The organism is Sphaerochaeta pleomorpha str. Grapes, assembly GCF_000236685.1.
GTDB lineage: Bacteria > Spirochaetota > Spirochaetia > Sphaerochaetales > Sphaerochaetaceae > Sphaerochaeta > Sphaerochaeta pleomorpha.
The window spans coordinates 1,606,927-1,625,194 of record NC_016633.1 but is presented as its reverse complement, the minus strand read 5'-3'; the positions used below and the strand labels follow the sequence as shown (position 1 = coordinate 1,625,194).

General features: G+C 48.5%; 19 protein-coding genes. 12 read left to right on the top strand and 7 right to left on the bottom strand.

The genetic code is table 11. The features are described from left to right. The first annotated feature begins 11 nt into the window (after window positions 1-11). The 8 genes from SPIGRAPES_RS07455 (at window position 12) to SPIGRAPES_RS07415 (ending at window position 8,677) form a co-directional block, all read left to right on the top strand. The gene (locus tag SPIGRAPES_RS07455; protein WP_014270159.1) at window positions 12-1,517 is read left to right on the top strand and encodes a tripartite tricarboxylate transporter permease; all 1,506 of its coding nucleotides are present in this window, start codon (window positions 12-14) and stop codon (window positions 1,515-1,517) included. Further along, window positions 1,504-2,859 carry a sulfatase family protein gene (locus SPIGRAPES_RS07450; protein WP_014270158.1) on the top strand — a complete coding sequence of 452 codons (1,356 nt, stop codon included), beginning with the start codon at window positions 1,504-1,506 and terminating at the stop codon, window positions 2,857-2,859. Before SPIGRAPES_RS07455 ends, SPIGRAPES_RS07450 begins: the two co-directional genes overlap by 14 nt. A 45-nt stretch (window positions 2,860-2,904) precedes the next feature. Next, window positions 2,905-3,984, top strand: a complete 1,080-nt coding sequence (locus SPIGRAPES_RS07445; RefSeq protein ID WP_050805802.1) for a GntR family transcriptional regulator — start codon at window positions 2,905-2,907, stop codon at window positions 3,982-3,984. Window positions 3,985-4,064: 80 nt separating this feature from the next. Continuing rightward, entirely contained in the window at window positions 4,065-5,192 is a 1,128-nt protein-coding gene (locus tag SPIGRAPES_RS07440) for a radical SAM/SPASM domain-containing protein (RefSeq protein WP_050805757.1), read from the top strand. A 24-nt stretch (window positions 5,193-5,216) separates the two neighbouring features. Continuing rightward, window positions 5,217-5,816, top strand: coding sequence for a chromate transporter (locus tag SPIGRAPES_RS07435; protein WP_014270155.1), 600 nt, complete (start codon window positions 5,217-5,219; stop codon window positions 5,814-5,816). Next, the gene (locus SPIGRAPES_RS07430; RefSeq protein ID WP_014270154.1) at window positions 5,816-6,385 is read left to right on the top strand and encodes a chromate transporter; all 570 of its coding nucleotides are present in this window, start codon (window positions 5,816-5,818) and stop codon (window positions 6,383-6,385) included. Before SPIGRAPES_RS07435 ends, SPIGRAPES_RS07430 begins: the two co-directional genes overlap by 1 nt. A gap of 257 nt (window positions 6,386-6,642) precedes the next feature. Further along, window positions 6,643-7,992, top strand: coding sequence for a sensor domain-containing diguanylate cyclase (locus SPIGRAPES_RS07425; RefSeq protein ID WP_014270153.1), 1,350 nt, complete (start codon window positions 6,643-6,645; stop codon window positions 7,990-7,992). 379 nt (window positions 7,993-8,371) lie between these two features. Further along, the gene (locus tag SPIGRAPES_RS07415; RefSeq protein ID WP_050805756.1) at window positions 8,372-8,677 is read left to right on the top strand and encodes a hypothetical protein; all 306 of its coding nucleotides are present in this window, start codon (window positions 8,372-8,374) and stop codon (window positions 8,675-8,677) included. A 165-nt stretch (window positions 8,678-8,842) separates the two neighbouring features. Here SPIGRAPES_RS07415 and fabV read toward each other — a convergent pair whose 3' ends face one another. From fabV to SPIGRAPES_RS07385, 6 genes are read right to left on the bottom strand one after another with little or no spacing between them, the layout of a single operon-like run. Then, window positions 8,843-10,057, bottom strand: coding sequence for an enoyl-ACP reductase FabV (gene fabV / locus SPIGRAPES_RS07410; protein WP_014270152.1), 1,215 nt, complete (start codon window positions 10,055-10,057; stop codon window positions 8,843-8,845). An 11-nt stretch (window positions 10,058-10,068) separates the two neighbouring features. Continuing rightward, window positions 10,069-10,512 (bottom strand): 3-hydroxyacyl-ACP dehydratase FabZ, encoded by a 444-nt coding sequence (gene fabZ, locus SPIGRAPES_RS07405; protein WP_014270151.1) that lies wholly within the window; start codon window positions 10,510-10,512, stop codon window positions 10,069-10,071. Beyond that, the gene (gene fabF / locus SPIGRAPES_RS07400) at window positions 10,502-11,773 is read right to left on the bottom strand and encodes a beta-ketoacyl-ACP synthase II (RefSeq protein WP_014270150.1); all 1,272 of its coding nucleotides are present in this window, start codon (window positions 11,771-11,773) and stop codon (window positions 10,502-10,504) included. The genes fabZ and fabF overlap by 11 nt, the downstream gene beginning before the upstream one ends. 17 nt (window positions 11,774-11,790) lie before the next feature. Beyond that, entirely contained in the window at window positions 11,791-12,540 is a 750-nt protein-coding gene (fabG, locus tag SPIGRAPES_RS07395; protein ID WP_014270149.1) for a 3-oxoacyl-[acyl-carrier-protein] reductase, read from the bottom strand. Then, window positions 12,530-13,504, bottom strand: coding sequence for an ACP S-malonyltransferase (locus SPIGRAPES_RS07390; RefSeq protein WP_014270148.1), 975 nt, complete (start codon window positions 13,502-13,504; stop codon window positions 12,530-12,532). Before SPIGRAPES_RS07390 ends, fabG begins: the two co-directional genes overlap by 11 nt. Continuing rightward, window positions 13,498-14,448, bottom strand: a complete 951-nt coding sequence (locus tag SPIGRAPES_RS07385) for a beta-ketoacyl-ACP synthase III (protein WP_014270147.1) — start codon at window positions 14,446-14,448, stop codon at window positions 13,498-13,500. Before SPIGRAPES_RS07385 ends, SPIGRAPES_RS07390 begins: the two co-directional genes overlap by 7 nt. Window positions 14,449-14,631: 183 nt before the next feature. Here SPIGRAPES_RS07385 and accB point away from each other — a divergent pair, with 183 nt between their 5' ends. From accB to SPIGRAPES_RS07365, 4 genes are read left to right on the top strand one after another with little or no spacing between them, the layout of a single operon-like run. Next, a complete protein-coding gene (gene accB, locus SPIGRAPES_RS07380) occupies window positions 14,632-15,078 on the top strand; it encodes an acetyl-CoA carboxylase biotin carboxyl carrier protein (protein ID WP_014270146.1) in 447 nt (148 codons plus the stop codon). Further along, window positions 15,075-16,415 (top strand): acetyl-CoA carboxylase biotin carboxylase subunit, encoded by a 1,341-nt coding sequence (locus tag SPIGRAPES_RS07375; RefSeq protein WP_014270145.1) that lies wholly within the window; start codon window positions 15,075-15,077, stop codon window positions 16,413-16,415. The genes accB and SPIGRAPES_RS07375 overlap by 4 nt, the downstream gene beginning before the upstream one ends. After that, complete coding sequence (locus SPIGRAPES_RS07370) at window positions 16,405-17,184, top strand: acetyl-CoA carboxylase carboxyltransferase subunit beta (RefSeq protein ID WP_014270144.1); 780 nt, start codon at window positions 16,405-16,407, stop codon at window positions 17,182-17,184. The genes SPIGRAPES_RS07375 and SPIGRAPES_RS07370 overlap by 11 nt, the downstream gene beginning before the upstream one ends. Then, window positions 17,177-18,112 carry an acetyl-CoA carboxylase carboxyltransferase subunit alpha gene (locus SPIGRAPES_RS07365; protein WP_014270143.1) on the top strand — a complete coding sequence of 312 codons (936 nt, stop codon included), beginning with the start codon at window positions 17,177-17,179 and terminating at the stop codon, window positions 18,110-18,112. The genes SPIGRAPES_RS07370 and SPIGRAPES_RS07365 overlap by 8 nt, the downstream gene beginning before the upstream one ends. Here SPIGRAPES_RS07365 and SPIGRAPES_RS17005 read toward each other — a convergent pair. After that, the gene (locus tag SPIGRAPES_RS17005) at window positions 18,105-18,251 is read right to left on the bottom strand and encodes a hypothetical protein (RefSeq protein ID WP_155816679.1); all 147 of its coding nucleotides are present in this window, start codon (window positions 18,249-18,251) and stop codon (window positions 18,105-18,107) included. The genes SPIGRAPES_RS07365 and SPIGRAPES_RS17005 overlap by 8 nt on opposite strands. Window positions 18,252-18,268 lie beyond the last annotated feature (17 nt).

Genomic DNA, 18,268 nt, shown 5'->3' with positions numbered 1-18,268 from the left:
GAAGTATTAAGATGGACATATTTATTGAAGGTTTCAAACAGATGTTCCAGCTCTCGAGCTTTGTTCTGATGAATATCGGGTTGCTGCTTGGGATGGTGTTCGGGGCGATTCCTGGACTCACGGTGATACTTTGTATTGTGCTATTTCTTCCTTTTACGTACACGATGGATCCTATCCAGTCCTTCATGTTCCTTCTTGGCATTTATTGTGCGGGAAGTTATGGAGGTTCAATCTCGGCCATCCTGATCAGAACTCCGGGAACCCCCCATGCAACGGCGACTATGCTCGATGGATATCCACTAACACAGAAAGGCCAGGCCAAGAAGGCCTTGAATATTGCCTTGCAGGCATCCACCTTCGGAGGAATTCTCAGCGCAATTGTCCTGCTGTTCTTTGCTCCCCAGGTAAGCAAGTTTGCGCAGAAGATGGGAACGCCTGAATACTTCCTCGTATGTGCCTTCGGGTTGACGATAATAGCCGGGGTTTCGGGAAAATCGCTTATCGCGGGTATTACTTCCGGGGCCTTCGGCCTGTTCATTGCCACGATTGGCCTTGATCCAATGACCAGTGATACACGCTTTATTTTCAAGAATATCAACCTGTATTCCGGTTTTGATCTGGTTATTTGTCTCATCGGTCTGTTTGCCTTGAGCGAGGTGCTGGGAAAAAGCAAACGGAGCAACCAGGTTCGTAGCCCCTCGATGTCGAGCATGAAGAGCGAGGAGAACAAGATAACTTTAAAAGATTATAAGCGGATGACTCCTCCTGCCTTGCTTTCTGCACTCATTGGCATAATTATCGGGATCATTCCGGGAACAGGTGCCTCAATGGCTTCCTTTGTCAGTTATGACCGTGCAAAAAGGATGAGCAAGCATCCCGAGGAATTCGGCAACGGTTCAATCGAGGGCATAGCGGCTGCAGAGACTGCGAACAATGCAGTCACCGGTGCAACCCTCATTCCTTTGTTGACTCTAGGGATTCCTGGTGATGGCTCTGTAGCCATCATGCTTGGGGCTTTGATGATCAACGGGCTTACCCCGGGACCCAAGTTGTTTGTCGACCATGGGGCAATCATGTATGCCATCATGATCGGGTTGGTGTTTGTCAATATTTTCATGTTTTTACAGGGAAGACTCCTTACCAGGTTGTTTGCCCGTATAATTTCGATACCGATTTCGATTTTGACCCCGATCATCGTTATTTTCTGTTTTGCCGGAGCCTATTCCGTCAAAGCCTCGATGTTTGATGTCTATGTGACCTTGGTTTTCGCAGTGATAGCCTATGTCCTTAACAAGTTGAACTATTCGACGATTCCCGTCCTGCTTGGCTTGGTCCTCGGTGCAATTACCGAGGAGAATTTCAGACGCTCTTTGCTTTTGTCCGATGGCAACTGGGGTATTTTTGCCCAGTCTCCTATTAGTATTGCATTTTTAACCCTGATTGCCCTTGCCCTGATTCTCATCATCTGGGGAAAGATCAAAGAAACAAAGAATGGAGCGATTCATGAACAAGCCTAATATTATTTTTTATTTTTCTGACCAGCAGCGTGCCGATACCTGTGGGTGTTATGGACAAAAGCTGGCAATAACCCCAAATGTAGATAAGCTTGCAGAGGAAGGGGTCCGTTTTGACAAGGCTTTCACGGCCCAACCAGTCTGTGGGCCTTGTCGGGCCTTGTTCCAGACTGGCCTTTATCCAACTGAGACAGGATGCTTTCGTAACAATATTGCCTTGCCGTTGGATGTAAAGACCGTTGCCAATTATATGCAGGAGGCAGGGTATGAAAATGCCTATGTGGGGAAATGGCACCTTGCCTCCCAGGGCAATTTGGAGGAGCAACCGGCCATTGACTACCAGCATTCGGCCGTCCCTCTGGAACGGAGAGGTGGTTACAATGGGTACTGGAGGGTTTCCGATGTGTTGGAATTCACCTCTAATGGCTATGGCGGCTATGTGTTTGATGAGCATATGCACAAGGTGGAATTCGAGGGGTATCGCGCAGATTGCATTACAGACTTTGCCCTCGATTTTCTGCAGAAACGACAAAGCGAAAAACCTTTCTTCTTGACAGTCTCCCATATTGAGCCGCATCACCAGAATGACAGCAAACACTATCAAGGACCTTTGGGATCCAGGCAACGGTTCAAGAATTTCGAGGTCCCTGGTGACCTTGCTCCCTTCGAGGGCGATTATCTGGATGAGTATCCCGACTATCTCGGTGCCTGTGAACGGGTTGACTACAATCTTGGGAGGATTCTCGAGGTTCTCAAAAAGCAGGGTATCTATGAGAATACGGTCATTATCTATTCTTCCGACCATGGGTCCCATTTCAGGACAAGGAACAGGGATTCCCATCTCGAAGGATTCGACGATTACAAACGGACTTGTCATGATTCGGCTTTGCACGTGCCTCTGGTCATTCGCGGAGGTGCTTATCATGGAGGTAAGGTTGTAGACGATCTTGTCAGTACGGCCTGTCTTCCCAAGACGATCCTCTCAATCGCAGGCATAGATATAGGCTCTGCGATGTTCGGGGAAAATCTCCTTGACGTGGTTGAGGGAACCGATGATACTAGGGTCAACGAAGTGTTTGCCCAGATTTCCGAAAGCAGGGTAGGCCGTTGCATAAGGACCCCTTTTTTCACCTACGCGGTCTGTGCCCCGCATAAGGATGGTGGAAAATACATCGACAGTGATGAATATGTGGATGACTTTCTCTATGACCTGAAGAAAGACCCCTACCAGATAATAAACCTAGTCGATGAGAGTACCTATACAAAACAGAAAAAAGAGTTGCGCGAGCATTTGTTACAATGGATAGCAAATGTTGAACACAAGCACCCCCGAATTCTATCCTAGGAGCATTGAGAGCCTGTGACCCCCGGCGGAGAAAAGAAATATGTTATGGTGTATTCCTATATCAGAACATACATTGACCAGAAAAAATTCACTATGAACACGAAAATTCCTTCGGAAAATTTCTTGTGCAGTAAATTTTCCGTCAGCAGGGAGACGGTGCGGACCGCTATCAAAAAACTGACCGAGGAAGGCTATCTGTACTCGGTTCAAGGTAGCGGGACGTTTTTCCATAAGGCGATTGCCCTATCGGCCAACTATTACCGTGTGGATAAAAAAATCAAGATAGGGCTTATCGCCCAAGGGCAGGATTTCAATGCCAGCTCGAATATTGTCCAGGGGATTAAACACATACTCAACACTGACTCAGTGGAACTGAAGATATTCATTACCGATAACAAGATTGCAAATGAACGGAAATGCCTTGAGTCATGTTATACAGGCTTTGACGGTCTTATCGTTGACGGGGTAAAAGCTAGTATCCTCAATTCCAATCTCGATTGCTATTCGACCATCTACGAAAAAGATATCAGGGTAATATTTTTCAATAACTATTACATGTATACCCCATTCCCGAAGGTTATCATCGATGATGCCCTCTGTGCTGATACCCTCATACACAAGCTTGTCGAATGTGGCCATCGATATGTGGCGGGAATCTTTGTGTATGATAACTATCAGGGTATCGAGAAATACAAGGGCTATGTCCGGTCCCTTCTCAAATATGGGGCTGTTTTCGATGATAAATACGTAAAATGGTGCATCTCTGATGAAACTTATGACAAAAAGAATTTTCCCAAGAGTATCATGCGCTTTATCAAGTCTCTTCCCAAGGCAACTGCAATCGTATGTTGCAATTACATGATTATGGAGATGGTGAGGGAAATGATGGCACTCAATGGCAAGAGTATCCCGGGAGACTATTCTCTGGTTTGTTTTGATTATTCCAACACCGATTGGGAAGAGACAGGGATTACTTCTTCCATCCATCCCGGGTTTGAGATGGGAGTGAAAGTAGGTAAGAAAATACTTGAGATGGTGAATGACCCTAATTACAAGGAGCACGATTATTCCTACGTCTTCCCGCCGAATATCTATGAGGGGACTTCCATCAAGGATATTAGGTAGTTTTTCCGGTCTCCCCCGTTTGTACTAATATTTCTTTTTTGCTATGGTTGTGGATATCCGAAGGAGAGGGAGTTATTCAGTTGGTAAAAAAATCCAGGCAACAGATAGTCATGATGATCAAGCCTTCTTCGTCTGCCTGCAATTTGGCTTGTTCCTATTGCTTTTACCAGGACCTGGCATTGAAACGCGACATTCCCTTCCATGGGTTTATGTCCGATGAGGTTATGGCATCGCTTATCGAAAAATGCCTGAGCGAGGCTGAGCGTTGTTCGTTCATGTTCCAGGGTGGGGAACCTTCGTTGATCGGCCTTCCTTTTTTCAAGCGATTCGTAGAAACCGTCAATCGGTTGAATGAAACCTCCCACAGCATAGTGAACTATGCTTTCCAGACGAATGCTCTCACGCTAGACCTCCCCTGGGCAGAATTCTTCAAGGAGAACGGATTTCTTGTCGGGGTTTCCTTTGATGGCAATGCCCGACTTCACAATCTGTACCGTAAGGATTCCAAAGGCGAGGGAACTGCCCAAAAGGTGCTACAGTCCATTTCCCTTTTAAAAGAACAGTGCGTCGACTTCAACATCCTTTCAGTGGTGACCCCTGCCATGGCAGAGAACGTCAGGCCTATGTGGAATTATCTCAGTGGACATGGTTTGCCTTTTTTGCAATATATTCCCTGCATGGACCCTTTCGGTGAAGAACCGGGGGGAACTTCTTTTTCCCTCTCTCCTGATTCCTATGCAAAGTTTCTGATGCAACTCTTCGACCTCTGGTATGAGAATCTTGCAGGTGGAAAAGGAGTGTCGGTACGGTTTTTTGACAACCTTGTCTCCATGCTTGTAGGGTTTCAACCGGAAAGCTGTGATATGACGGGCATCTGCTCTGTGCAATATGTAGCGGAAAGCGACGGAAGCATCTATCCTTGTGATTTCTTCTGTGTAGATGATTATTGTCTGGGCAATATCCTTTCCTCCTCAATCACTGATCTCGATGCTAAGAGAAAAGAGCTTCAGTTCATTGAGTCTTCTCCCAACAAGAGCCTTGCTTGTAGCACCTGCCAGTGGGAAAAGCTTTGCAGGGGAGGATGTAAACGGTACCGTAATGAAGGGGCCTATAGATATTGCACTTCGATGCAACAGTTCTTCCCCTATGCAATACATAGGCTGGAACAGGTCGCGAGAACTGTCCGGCAACAAATTAATACAAAGTAACTACTGATAGGGAGCCATCTTCAAGTGCAACATGATTTAAAAACAAAGAAAGGTAGACCGGAGATAAACCTGCGCTTTTATGTAAAATTATTTTGGACCACGCTGGTCCTCAGTGCTTTTACCTTTGGGGGTGGATTTGTCATCATATCCCTTATGAGAAAGAAAATGGTCGAGCAACTCAAATGGATAGATGACGAAGAGATGATGGATTTCGTGACCATTGCCCAGTCGTGTCCCGGTCCCATTGCAGTCAATGGTTCCTTGATGGTAGGTTACCACTTGGCAAAGCTACCGGGAGCCTTGGTTGCTACGCTTGGGACTATCATGCCCCCTATGCTTATTCTTTCGCTGGTAAGCCTGGGCTATGAAGCGGTTAAGTCGAACCTTTGGATAGCTGCAGCTTTTCACGGCATGCGTGCAGTGGTTGCCGCCATCGTATTGCAGGTTACCTGGTCTTTGGCCAAACCGCTTCTTGTAAAAAAGAAATTTTTGCCGGTAGCCGTTCTGGTAGCTTCGTTCTCTGCCCTATACTTTTTCAAAGTGAATATTATGCTGGTCATGGTGGTGTGCCTGCTATTCTCTATCTTCGTAAGCCTTTATAACGTGCGAAAGGAGGTCAAATAATGGTAGTTACCCTCTTGCAGCTATTTGCCAGCTTCTTTCAAATCGGTTTGTTCAGTATCGGGGGAGGCTATGCCGCCATGCCCCTCATCCAGGCCCAGACTGTTGATCTTCACCATTGGCTTACTATGGCAGAATATGCCGATTTGGTTACCATTGCAGAGATGACCCCAGGTCCTATAGCCATTAACTCTGCAACTTTTGTCGGTATGAAAGTAGCAGGGGTCCTTGGGGTGATAGTCGCAACTTTGGGAAATATCCTCCCTTCCTGCATTATTATGGTAATTCTTGCCCGGTTATACGAGAAGTATAGCAAGCAGACAATGCTCAAAGATATCCTAGACGGCATGAGGCCTGTGGTAGTTGCGGCTATCTTTAGTGCCGGGCTGGTTTTGCTCGCGCTCTCAGTAGGGCATATAACCTCCGGGATTGGCAGCCTCGATCCTTTTGCCTTGGTAGTGTTCGTCATTGCTTTTATACTACTCGACAGCAAAAGAATCCATGTCGGACCAATCCTTTTGCTGGCAATCGGCGCGGTGGTCGGTATCCTTGCCAAGGCAGTGGGAATCTAGGGATTCTCACTGTTTCAAAGAAAGAACCACAGGAATCTGTTTCTCTCACATGGTTGGTCTGGCCCCCTAGGGGCCTGCTGTAATAACCAAGAGTCAGGTGTACTATACGCAGGGTTACTTGATTCTAGGCAATTACTTAGAAAAATATGATACTAAGTCCTGTTTTTGTACCTCATGTGAGAAAAAGTGTAGGTTGCAAAAATCCTCTTGACAGAACTGTGTTTCTCTTTTAGGGTCATCATGAGGCAGTAAATACAATGATAAGAATGACAAAAAAGGTATTTTCCGACCTGGCAATCTGGATGATGGGGTTCGGAATGCTTGTCGGTATCATTTTCCCGTTTTTTATGTTGGTGCTTGGGATCCCCTCTTCGATCGCATTGAGTTGGTGGTTCTTTCTGGTATGTATGATAGCAGGTCTTTGTGTCGGGGCTGTGAATATCCAGTTGGCGAAACGTATTGTAGGTTCTCGGATTAAAGATCTTTCCAATCATATGATGGAAATCGAAGGACATCTGAAAGACCTTGCCGGTAAGAATGATGCTTTTGACTGTACCCCCATGAAGTGCCATATCCCTGTAGACAGTGAAGACGCCTTAGGTGACAGTTCCCGTTCCTTCAACAGCCTTGTCGATACCCTTGCCAAGTCTTTGCAGACAGAGGTGAATATCCGAACCTACACCCAGATGCTGAGTAGCCATCTTGAAACCGATGAGCTTTCACGTGCTGCCTTGGTCTCCCTCATGGAGATGGTTAAGGCTCCTGCAGGGGCTATTTTGGTGGAAGAAGACGGGGAAATGCAAGTTCGTTGCTCAATCGGTTTGACAAAGGCCGATTCCCTTGGCGAGAATATCTTGGTCCTCGATACCCTCAGGACTCTGAAGCGAAGCCTGATTGACATCCCAAAAGACATTATGCTTGATGGGGTGCTTGCTTCATTCCATCCACAACAGATTATCGTTGAACCGGTTCTCTATAAACAGGTTGGCCTGGGAGTCATCGTTTTGGCCTCTCCTGTTCCCTTTGAAAAAGAAATGTATGAGAACCTTGACTTGTTTGGGAGGAGTCTTGCCCTTGCAATGCATAATGCAATGGCCCATGACCAGGTACAAAAACTTGCTGCCGTTGACCCCCTCACCGGTGTCTATAACAGACGCTTCGGAATGTCCAGGCTCCATGAGGAATTTGTCAGGTCGGTCAAGCAAGGTGGCGCGCTTGGTCTCATGATGATTGACATCGATAACTTCAAACAGATCAATGATGCCTATGGCCACTCAATTGGCGACAGGGTCTTGCGCAGCATAGCCATGACTGCCCGGGGCCAACTGAGGGAAGGCGATATCATTGTCCGCCTCGGGGGTGATGAGTTTATGCTCGTTCTCCTTGGTGCCTCCCGCTCCGACGCCCAGGATGTGGGAGAAAACATCAGGCGTATGATTGAGGAGAAACGGGTCAGCTACGGCGAACAGAGCATTCACGTAACAGTCAGTATCGGGGGAGCCTCGTTCCCTGAACTTGATGCTGAGTATGAGAAGGAAATGATTGAGGCTGCAGACCGTGCCCTCTATATTGTTAAGAATTCGGGAAGAAACCGGGTTTCGATGTAAGGGAACCGGTATACAGGAAAAGGGCCTATCCTCAAGCAGGAAAGGCCCTTTTTCTGTCCTCTCCATATCTGACAGGGAGCAATAGGTCCTCAGTACAGCTATGTATCTGGCAACTGTTTTTTTGGTTGGAAATGTTGCAAAGCCCCTATGTCCTCCTTTGCAGAGCCTATGTTCGAGAAGGGATGGCAGACTTGGAATGGGAAACATTGGAACCAGTGCATGCTACTTGTACGGCTTGGTTATGATAGTAAGCTGCACGAAGGGATATTCAACAAACCTTTAAGTACCAGTATGGTGAACCTGGGGAAAGTATTTCTTTGAGATTTGCAACCAAGCCCTGGGGATTCTGGAACTTTACAGAGAACGAGCTGGATCCACTATGGTTTTGAGGCCGGTTGTCTTGATCGAACGCGATTTCTACAATTATGTCTGGTATCTGGCAGAAGGGATTCCTGTAAATCTCTACCATCTTGAACAAAGAATGCGACAGTCAGGGCATTGGCTCAATGAAGAATCCTTAACCCTGGAACTAGTAAAAAGAAAGCTTCTCGACCGGTTCGACTTGCTTGATTTCCAAACAGTAAAACAGGATGTAAGCCCTTTTATTCCTAATCCCACGGTCTTGGATATCTGGGGCAAGGAATTCTTTTCTGCCATCACCAAGGAGCAATTGAAAGGAAAATAACAGGTTACGATACATTGTCCCATTCTAGGCTGAATCAATTGTTCAGGGCAAAGTATCCCTTATACATTGCTGAAGAGTTTTGGGCTTTTATGAGAAGAGCAGGCAACGCCTTTGTTTTCAAAGACCTTGCCTGCTCGGTATCTACAGATAAATCAGCCTGTTCTTTTAGTAGATATCCCTGGGATCTACATCCTTCTCGTAATCGATGGAATCGAACCCAAAGCCATGGATCTGGTCATATTCCTTCCTGACCCCTTCAATGTCTGCATCCTTGAGCGGTTCGCCTTCTTTCTGGAGGGCCCATCTGCGTTCGACTTCGGCTTGGATATCATCCTGCATTTCCCAGTCGTCCACCCGCACACGGCCTTCGTCGTCGGTAGGGATCTGCTTCCCGCTGAACAGCTTTTCGGTAAAGAGCCGGTAAATCTGTTCGGTACAGTGTTCGTGGAGGTCTCTCTCTTTCATAACCTGATAGAGAATTGCCATATAGAGGGGAACGACAGGGATGACAGCACTTGCACGGGTAACCAACGCCTTGTTGACAGACACATAAGCCTTGCCTTGTATCTGTTGTAACTTCTTTGTCAGTTCGGCAGCAGTCTTTTCCAAATCTTCCTTTGCCTTCCCGATAGTACCTTCCCTGTAGACAGGGTAGGTAATCTTAGGGCCGATGTAGGAATAGGAAACGGTCATCGCACCTTCTGCTAGGAGGTTTTCCTGCATCAGGTATTCAATCCAGAGAGCCCAGTCTTCTCCGCCCATTACGTGGACTGTCTCTTCAGCCTGGGTGCCTTCTGCAGGCTCAATGGTTGCCATCTTCACGACATCACAATCCATGTCCACAGAAAGGGCCGAGAAAGGTTTTCCCAGAGGTTTGAGTACCGAGCGATAGGTTGTCCCTGTCTTTGGATCGGTACGCAAGGGGGAGGCAAGGCTATAGATAACCAGATCTACCTGCCCAAACAGAGACTTGATCAAGGCCCCGGTTTTCTGCTTGGTCTCGTCAGAAAACGCATCGCCGAAAATTGATTCGGCCTTGAGCCCCGCTTCTTTTGCCCTTTTCTCGAAGGCCATCGTATTGTACCAGCCCGGGGTGGCCGTCTTTGTCTGTGACGGCTCACGCTCGAACGATACGTTGATAGTATCGGACCCGGAGCCAAAGGCCCCTACAATCCGGGAGGAAAGCCCATAACCCGTTGAACCCCCGAGAACCAGAATCCGCCGGGGAAGCTTCAGGTCATCACATTTTTGGTAACGGGAATCTAGGGAAGCATGAGCATGTGCTTGCACCCAATCAATCTGGTCTTGTACATACTGGGCACACCCTTGTGGATGTGCAGTCAAAGAGACATTTCGCAGTACTTTCTTAGTAATTATCACAGTATTATTCCTTAGTTTGAGTCTTTTCCCTTACCTACGATACACATCCAGGAGGCTTCTGCAGCCTTGAGCCCATTGACTGTGATAACACCGCTTTGGCGGACCATATTCAGTGATACCCTGACATTCTGCACCTCAATGCGAATAGTATCGCCTGGGCGAACCAAATTGCGAAACTTTGCTTTATCTACTGTTCCCAGTACAAAGAATGCCCCATGGGGGAGAATACCAGCCTGTACCAATCCTGCTCCGCCACATTGGGCCATTGTCTCCACCAGAATTACTCCCGGTACCACCGGGTACCCGGGAAAATGTCCTTCGAAAAAGAAATCCTTCTCGGTGAATAAACGCTGGCCGACTGTATGGTCATTGTCACACTCTATCAATTCATCTACAAACAGAAACGGGCTTCTATGGGGTATTAACTGCTCCAAAGGCTCAAACTCATCGCTCATCTGATTCTCCTTCTTCATAACGTGTAAAGACCAAAACCCCGTTGTGCCCGCCAAACCCGAGCGAGTTGCTCATTGCACAACGTATTAGTCCATTTTTACCTTGGTTTGGTACATAGTCAAGGTCGCATTCTTCATCCGCTGTCTCCTGGTTGATCGTACAGGGAAAATATTGGTCCCTGATAGCAAGCAGGCATACAATAGCCTCCACAGCTCCTGCTGCGGCAACCAGATGGGAAGTCATTGACTTCGTTGAGGAAACCTTCAGTTTGTAGGCATGGTCACCGAAGACCTGCTTGATTGCTTTGGTTTCCATTGAGTCATTGGCTGAGGTAGATGTCCCATGGGCGTTGATATAATCGACATCCTCAAGGTTTTTACCTGCAACCTGTAATGCATTGCGCATAGCTTTTGCAGCTCCGTCCCCATTGGGGTTCGGGGCCGTGAGATGGTAGGCATCACACGTCATGCCGTAGCCGGCAATCTCGCCAAGGATGGTAGCCCCACGTTTTTTCGCATGCTCCAACGATTCCAAAACCAAAATTCCGGCTCCTTCTCCGATTACAAATCCATCGCGGTCCTTGTCGAACGGACGGCTTGCTTTCTCAGGGGTGTCATTGTATTTGGTGGCAAGTGCCTGGATACGGCAGAAACCGGCAACCGAAAGCTTTGTTATGGCGGCTTCCGTGCCTCCGCTGATAGCCACATCACTAAGGCCAAACCGTATTGCATTGAAAGCATCGCCAATGGCATCGGTACCTGAGGCACAGGCAGTCACCGTAGTTTTGCAGGGGCCTTGGAATCCGAAGTGGATGGCAATATTCCCGGCTGCCTCATTGGAGATAAGCTTGGGAATCGTAAGCGGGGCCACGGCATGGGGACCGCGTTCATACAGCTTGTAGAGGTTTTCCTCAACTACTTCGAATCCCCCGATACCGTTACCCAGGTATACCCCGGCACGGTCTGGATCATACCCGCCCGGTTGCAAGCCCGCCTGGTCCATAGCCTGCACCGCCGCATAGACGGCGAACTTGGTAAAGTCGGCCATACTTCTGGTCTCTTTACGGTCGAGAAGGTCGGAGGGATCGAAATCCCTTACTTCACCGGCTATCTTTGCCGGATAATCGGTAGTATCGAACTTGGTCAGAGGCCCAATCCCGCATACGCCCTTTTGTATATTTGCCCAGAACTCCTCGACACGCTTTCCCAAAGGATTGACAGTCCCCATTCCGGTTACTACGACTCTTCTAGTTTTCTGTTCCATTGTATTGTCTCCCATCTTTACATTGCCATCCCACCATCGACAGCCAGAACCTGACCTGTGATGTAGGAAGCCCTATCTGAAGCCAAAAATGCTACGGCTTCTGCGATTTCCCCTGCCGATCCGATGCGGCCAAGGGGAATTTGGGTCTTGAGGGTATCTTTGAGGTTGTCAGAAAGCACCTCGGTCATCGCAGTCTCGATGAACCCCGGGGCTACGACATTGACCCTGATATTCCTGAGGGAAAGTTCCCTTGCCAGGCTCTTGGAGAACCCGATCAAACCCGCTTTTGAGGCAGCATAGTTTGTCTGGCCCCCGTTACCCATGATCCCTACCACCGAAGAGGTATTGATAATCGAACCACTTCTCTGGCCAGCCATGAGCCTGCCTATTTTCCTGCAGGTAAGGAAAGCTGCAGTCAGGTTCACTGCAATGACATCGTCCCATGCCTGGTCTTTCATGCGCATGAGAAGCCCATCACGGGTAATGCCCGCATTGTTTACCAGGACATCGATGGTAACCGCTTCCTTGATAACTGTATCAAGCGCTGTTTCCACCCCCTGTCGGTCGGCCATGTCGCACGCAACCCAGAAAAGGGATTTTCCCAGCGATTGTGCAAGGGGAGTGAGTGCAGCCAGGGTTTCCCCCTCGCTGCGGGAGAGATACCAGACATCACAGCCATCTTTGAGCAATGCTTCAACTATGGCCATACCGATGCCCCTCGATCCTCCTGTTACCACTGCATGGCGTGTTTTACTTTCATTTTCCATATAGTACTTCCTTTTCTTGTATACCTATTGTTTCAATTGCCGCTTCTGTTCCTATACATTTGCATGAATAGGGTAAACCACTTGATCTCCAGAGACCGGAAAGCACATCTTTCCCGCCAAGCTCCCCAATTAAGACCGACTCTTGTTTGTCTGCAAAGGCAACAGCCCTTTGCATTGTTGCTGTCCATCTCAGAGGGGATGCAAGCTGCCTCGATATATGTGAAAGGGCTTCTTTTTTCGATTGCACAAAGTCACCATTCACCGAGGAAATCACCGGTTCGATGGGGTCAAAGAACGTACAGGAGGCAAGGAATTCGGAGAATTCTGCAGTTGCATCATCCATGAACGGTGTGTGGAAGGGACCAGACACCTTCAGGGGAATCACCTTTCTTGCCCCGTTGCCCATCAGAAGGTCCTTTGCCTGGGCAATCATGCTTTCCCTGCCTGAAATTACGACCTGCTTGGGGCCGTTGTCATTTGCGCAGTACAGACCTTCAATCTTTTCTGTTTTCAATAAGGTCTCGACTTCGGCAAAACCCAGTCCGATGACTGCAGCCATGCCCAGTTTTCCCTGTTTCTTCTCTGCTTCCCCGGCAGCCTTTGCCATGAGGAGACCCCGCTTCTTTACAATCGTGAACAGGGTCTTTTCATCGAAGATTCCTCCCGCTGCATAGGCAGAAAGTTCTCCGAGACTGAATCCGGCGTGACAAAGAAAATCAACACCTTTTTCCTGCAGACGGGTATAGGCGGCACGGTTTGCTAGCGTTACCACCAGTTGGGTTACCCTGGTATCTTGCAAGTCCTGTTCCGACCCTTCGCTGAGGATCTTGTACAGGTCCTCACTACACACCTCGCTGGCCAGGGCGAAGAGGTCCTGTACCTTTTTCGAGGCATCGAAGAGATCCAGTGCCATTTTCGGAAACTGGGAGCCTTGTCCCGGATATAATGCGATTAGTTTTACCATGTCAGTAAGGTCCCTCCATAAGTTAGGCCTGCTCCAAATCCTATCAAAATTACCTTGTCCCCGGTTTTCAGGAGGTTTTTTTCCACCATCTCGGATAGGGCAATCGGAATGGATGCAGCTGAAGTATTTGCATAGGATGCAATGTTGAGGAAAAACTTTTCCTGTGGCAGGGAAAACCGTTTTGCACAGGCCGAGATGATGCGCTCGTTTGCCTGGTGCGGGACAATCCAGTCAATATCTTCAATAGATAGATTGTTGTCAGAAAGCAGTTTCTTGATGGTTTCCCCGATTACCTGTACGGCAAAGGCATACACGGCCCTGCCATCCATGCAGATTGCATTCTTTTCGCCTGTCACGGCCAAGGCTGCAGATCCGCTTCCTTCGGCTCCCAACGTGCAGTCGAGAATTCCCCCGCTTTCTTCTGTTTGTTCAAGCAGGACACATCCGGCCCCATCTCCGAACAAGACACAGGTATTGCGGTCATCCCAGTCAACGATAGACGAGAGTTTTTCCGCCCCGATAACCAGAACCCTGTGCATAGTCCCTGTGGCAATCATCCCGCGCGCTGTTTCCAGTGCATAGATGAAACCGGTGCAGCCGGCACTGACATCGAAAGCAGGAAAAGTTTTCAAATGAAGTTTTTGCTGTACCAGGCAACCCGTTGAGGGAAAGCCTATGAAGTCAGGGGTGGCGGTTGCCACCACGATGCCGTCTATCTTTGCAATATCGACATTGCAGGTTTCAATCATATTCTCAACAGCTTTCACTGCCATATCGGAACAAGTCTCTTCAGTACCTGCTATGTGGCGTTTGCGTATCCCGGTGTGGGAACGGATCCACTCGTCACTGGTATCGACACGATTTGCCAGCTCGTCGTTTGTAAGGGTGAACTGCGGTGTGTAAGATCCAACTGCAGTAATATGTATGCACTCCAATGTCTCCATCAAGTGACTCCTTCTAAATTAATCCACTTTGCCAGGGTGGTTGGGTTGCCTATAATTATTACAAAAAATGAAATTTTGTCAATATTGACACTAAAACTAGTTATTGTTATTATAAACAAGAATTAAGGTAGTCTGCCTTTTGGAGACACCGCTACCATCCCCACACCTTGAGGAAGGAATATAATGGAAACAATAGAACAAATGGACCTGGCATCGATCATAGCAGTATTTGAGCATAGCTCACTGAGCGACCTCGAACTTTCGTGCAGTCGCTTTACCGTCAAGATGAAAAGAAAAGAAGGGGGTACTGCCGAATACCTTGCCCCTCCGCTGGTAAAAAAGCAGCAGGAAAAGGAAATGCCTGCCGAGAGTGAGAAAAAAGAGGAAGACCTTTTTATTGTCACTTCCCCGATTGTCGGAACCTTTTACCTAACCCCGGCTCCTGACGCTCCTCCCTATGTACATGAAGGTGACAAGATTGAGAAGGGCGATGTGCTGTGCACCATCGAAGCCATGAAACTCATGAACCAGCTCCAAGCCGATTTCCCCTGTGAAATCGTTTCTGTCTTGGCGAAACCAGAGCACATGGTTGAATTCGGTCAGCCTTTATTTTCCGTGAGAAGGCGATGATAAGATCTATTTTGATTGCCAACCGCGGCGAGATAGCGGTGAGAATCGTACGGGCGTGCCGGGATCTGGATATTCGCAGTGTCGTTGTCTATTCCACAGCCGACAAGGATACGCAAGCGGTACAGATGGCTGACGATTCTGTATGCATCGGACCGGCTGCATCCTCGCAGAGCTACCTCAACTGGCGCAATATCATTGCAGCAGCCTGCCTGAAACGTTGCGATGCAATTCACCCGGGAGTTGGTTTCTTATCCGAGAATGCCGATTTTGCCAGGGAGACCGAAGAGGCCGGGCTTATTTTCATTGGACCGAAAAGTGAGACCATCGCGTTGCTCGGAAACAAGGTTGTAGCCCGTACCACAGCTCTGGAATGCAAACTTCCCATAACTCCAGGCAGCAAGACTGCTGTGGAATCACTTGCAGAGGGAATGGCAACAGCCAAAGAAATCGGCTATCCCATCATTCTCAAGGCAGCCTGCGGAGGTGGGGGCAGGGGAATGCGCATCGTTACCGAGGAGAGTCAGCTCGCCCACGCCCTTCAGATAGCAAAAAAAGAGGCCTTGGCCTTCTTTGGGGATGGAACGGTCCATATGGAACGATATCTGCAAAATCCACGGCATTTGGAAATCCAGTTGCTCAGTGACGGGCAGGGGACGGTAGTGCATCTCGGTGAACGTGACTGCACTGTCCAGAAGAACCATCAGAAGTTGCTGGAAGAGAGTCCTTCCCCGGTGCTGGATGAAAAACTGCGCAATCAGATGTGTACCGATTCGGTAAACCTGTTTGAAAAACTAGGGTACCGGGGGGCCGGAACTGTTGAATATCTCTATGACGAAGGCAAGTATTATTTCATGGAAGTGAATGCACGCCTCCAGGTAGAGCATCCTGTCAGTGAACTGGTAAGCGGGATTGACTTGATCAAGGCCCAGATACAGATTGCCGATGGGAAGAAACTGGGATTTACGCAAGAAGATATACATCTTTCGGGTCATAGCCTGGAGTGCCGTATCAATGGAGAGACCGCAGGGGTTATCGGGAAGCTGAATTTTCCCTCAGGCCCGTCTGTCCGTGTCGATTCCTATTTGCAGTCAGGCTCGACTCTCAGTCCTTATTATGACCCGCTGATTGCCAAGATTATCGTACATACCCCAAGTCGGGACGAGAGCCTTGCCGTGATGCTCAGAGCCCTCTCTGAAGTTATCATCGAGGGGATCAAGACAAACCTTGAGGAGCAGAAAGATATCCTCTCTTCGGCCATGTTCCGTTCAGGTCGTTTTGGGACTGACTTGTATAAAAAGGTCTGTACTACAGAGGAGAAGAAAAGCAATGGAAAATAAAAAGAAGACTATCTGTGCGCAGTGTCAGAAAGAGGTGGAGAAGACAAAACTTAACGAATGCCCTTTTTGTGGATTCTACTTTCCCCTCTCTCCTGCTGAACGTATAGAACTGGTAGCCGATACAGGTTCATTTGTAGAAATGTCCAAGGGGATGGTTTCCTCAAACCCGATATCGCTGGAAGGCTATGAGGATAAACTGAAAGAAAACCAGAAGAAATCATCCCTGAACGATGCGGTAACCATAGGTTCCTGCACTATCGAGAACCAGAAAGCCATACTGGGTATTATGTCGTTCTCCTTCATGGGGGGAAGCATGGGCTCGGTGGTAGGGGAGAAAATCACGGAAGCAATGATCGAAGGGTGTCTCACCCATTCCCCGGTCATTCTCTTTACCGCTTCCGGTGGGGCTCGGATGCAGGAGGGGATCTTTTCCTTGATGCAGATGGCCAAGACTGCCAGTGCGGCAGCCCTGCTTGATGAGACAAGAACCCCGTTGTTCATTGTCTTGACCAACCCTACAACCGGTGGGGTAACCGCCTCTTTTGCTATGCTCGGTGATGTGATTATGGCTGAACCCGGTGCTGTCATAGGGTTTGCCGGTCCCAGGGTTATCGAAGGTACGATTAAGGAGAAGCTTCCCAAGCTGTTCCAGCGTTCCGAATTCCAATTGGAACGGGGGTTTGTCGACTTGATCGTAAGACGTGAGGAGCTGAGAAGTATGCTCTCCTACCTTATCAAGACCCATACGAGGAGTGAATCCCATGCATGATGAGAAAGAATTTGACCTGGAAAGCTCAGTCGAGCGCATAGAGTCCATTGCCGGGGTAGAAAAGCAGTGTGAAGGGCGTTCTTCCTGGGAATGTGTATTGCTTTCCCGGCGGCAGGGCAGACCAGGAGCCCAGCAATATATTGATTTGATGTGTGATGACTTTGTCGAGTTGCATGGTGACCGTCTCTACGGGGATGACCGTGCAATGATCGGGGGCATCGGGACAATAAACGGGCGTGCCATTACCTTTATCGGAAACCGCAAGGGTGCAAATTTCAAGGATAATGTTTTGTGCAACTATGGGATGAGCAACCCGGAAGGGTATCGCAAGGCTTTGCGTCTGGCAAAACAGGCAGAGAAGTTCGGCAGGCCGGTAGTATGCTTTATAGACACCCCCGGAGCCTATCCCGGCCTTGGAGCCGAGGAGCGGGGAATCGGGGAAGCCATAGCTCGCAACCTGAAAGAATTCTCTGTTTTGAAGACGCCGGTCCTTTCCTTCATCATTGGGGAAGGTGGCAGTGGCGGAGCTTTGGGAATCGGGGTGGGTGACAAACTCTACATGTTGGAGAATGCCGTCTATTCGGTCATTACCCCCGAAGGTTTTGCATCGATTCTATTGCGCGACCCCTCAAGGGCCCAGGAAGCGGCTGAGGCGATGAAGATGACTGCCAGGGACCTGAAGTCCTTCAATATCATCCACGATATAATCCCCGAGGTGAGCGGAGGGGCTTCTGTAGACCCCGCGTTCACGGCAAATCTCATAAAACAGGTAATTATCCGTGACCTTGCCATCCTGTGCGATAAACCGGTAGAAAACCTGGTTCGGTACCGGATAAAGAAAATCAGGGGAATCGGGGAATACCAAGGTGAAAAGGCCTGGTGGGAACCGCTTCTGAGGGTTTTTCAGCAGACTGTTGATCTCAAATAGAAGGTATCCCTTCGTATAGATAGCCATACATTGCCCTGCTTTTTCCCAGATTATTGGAGGAAAAGCAGGGCTTTTCTTCCAGCTCCCCGCTACCGGGAATTTTTTTGGCCCTGATCCCTTTTTTTTCTTCCCTTGCCATGTTGTGGTATAATCGAG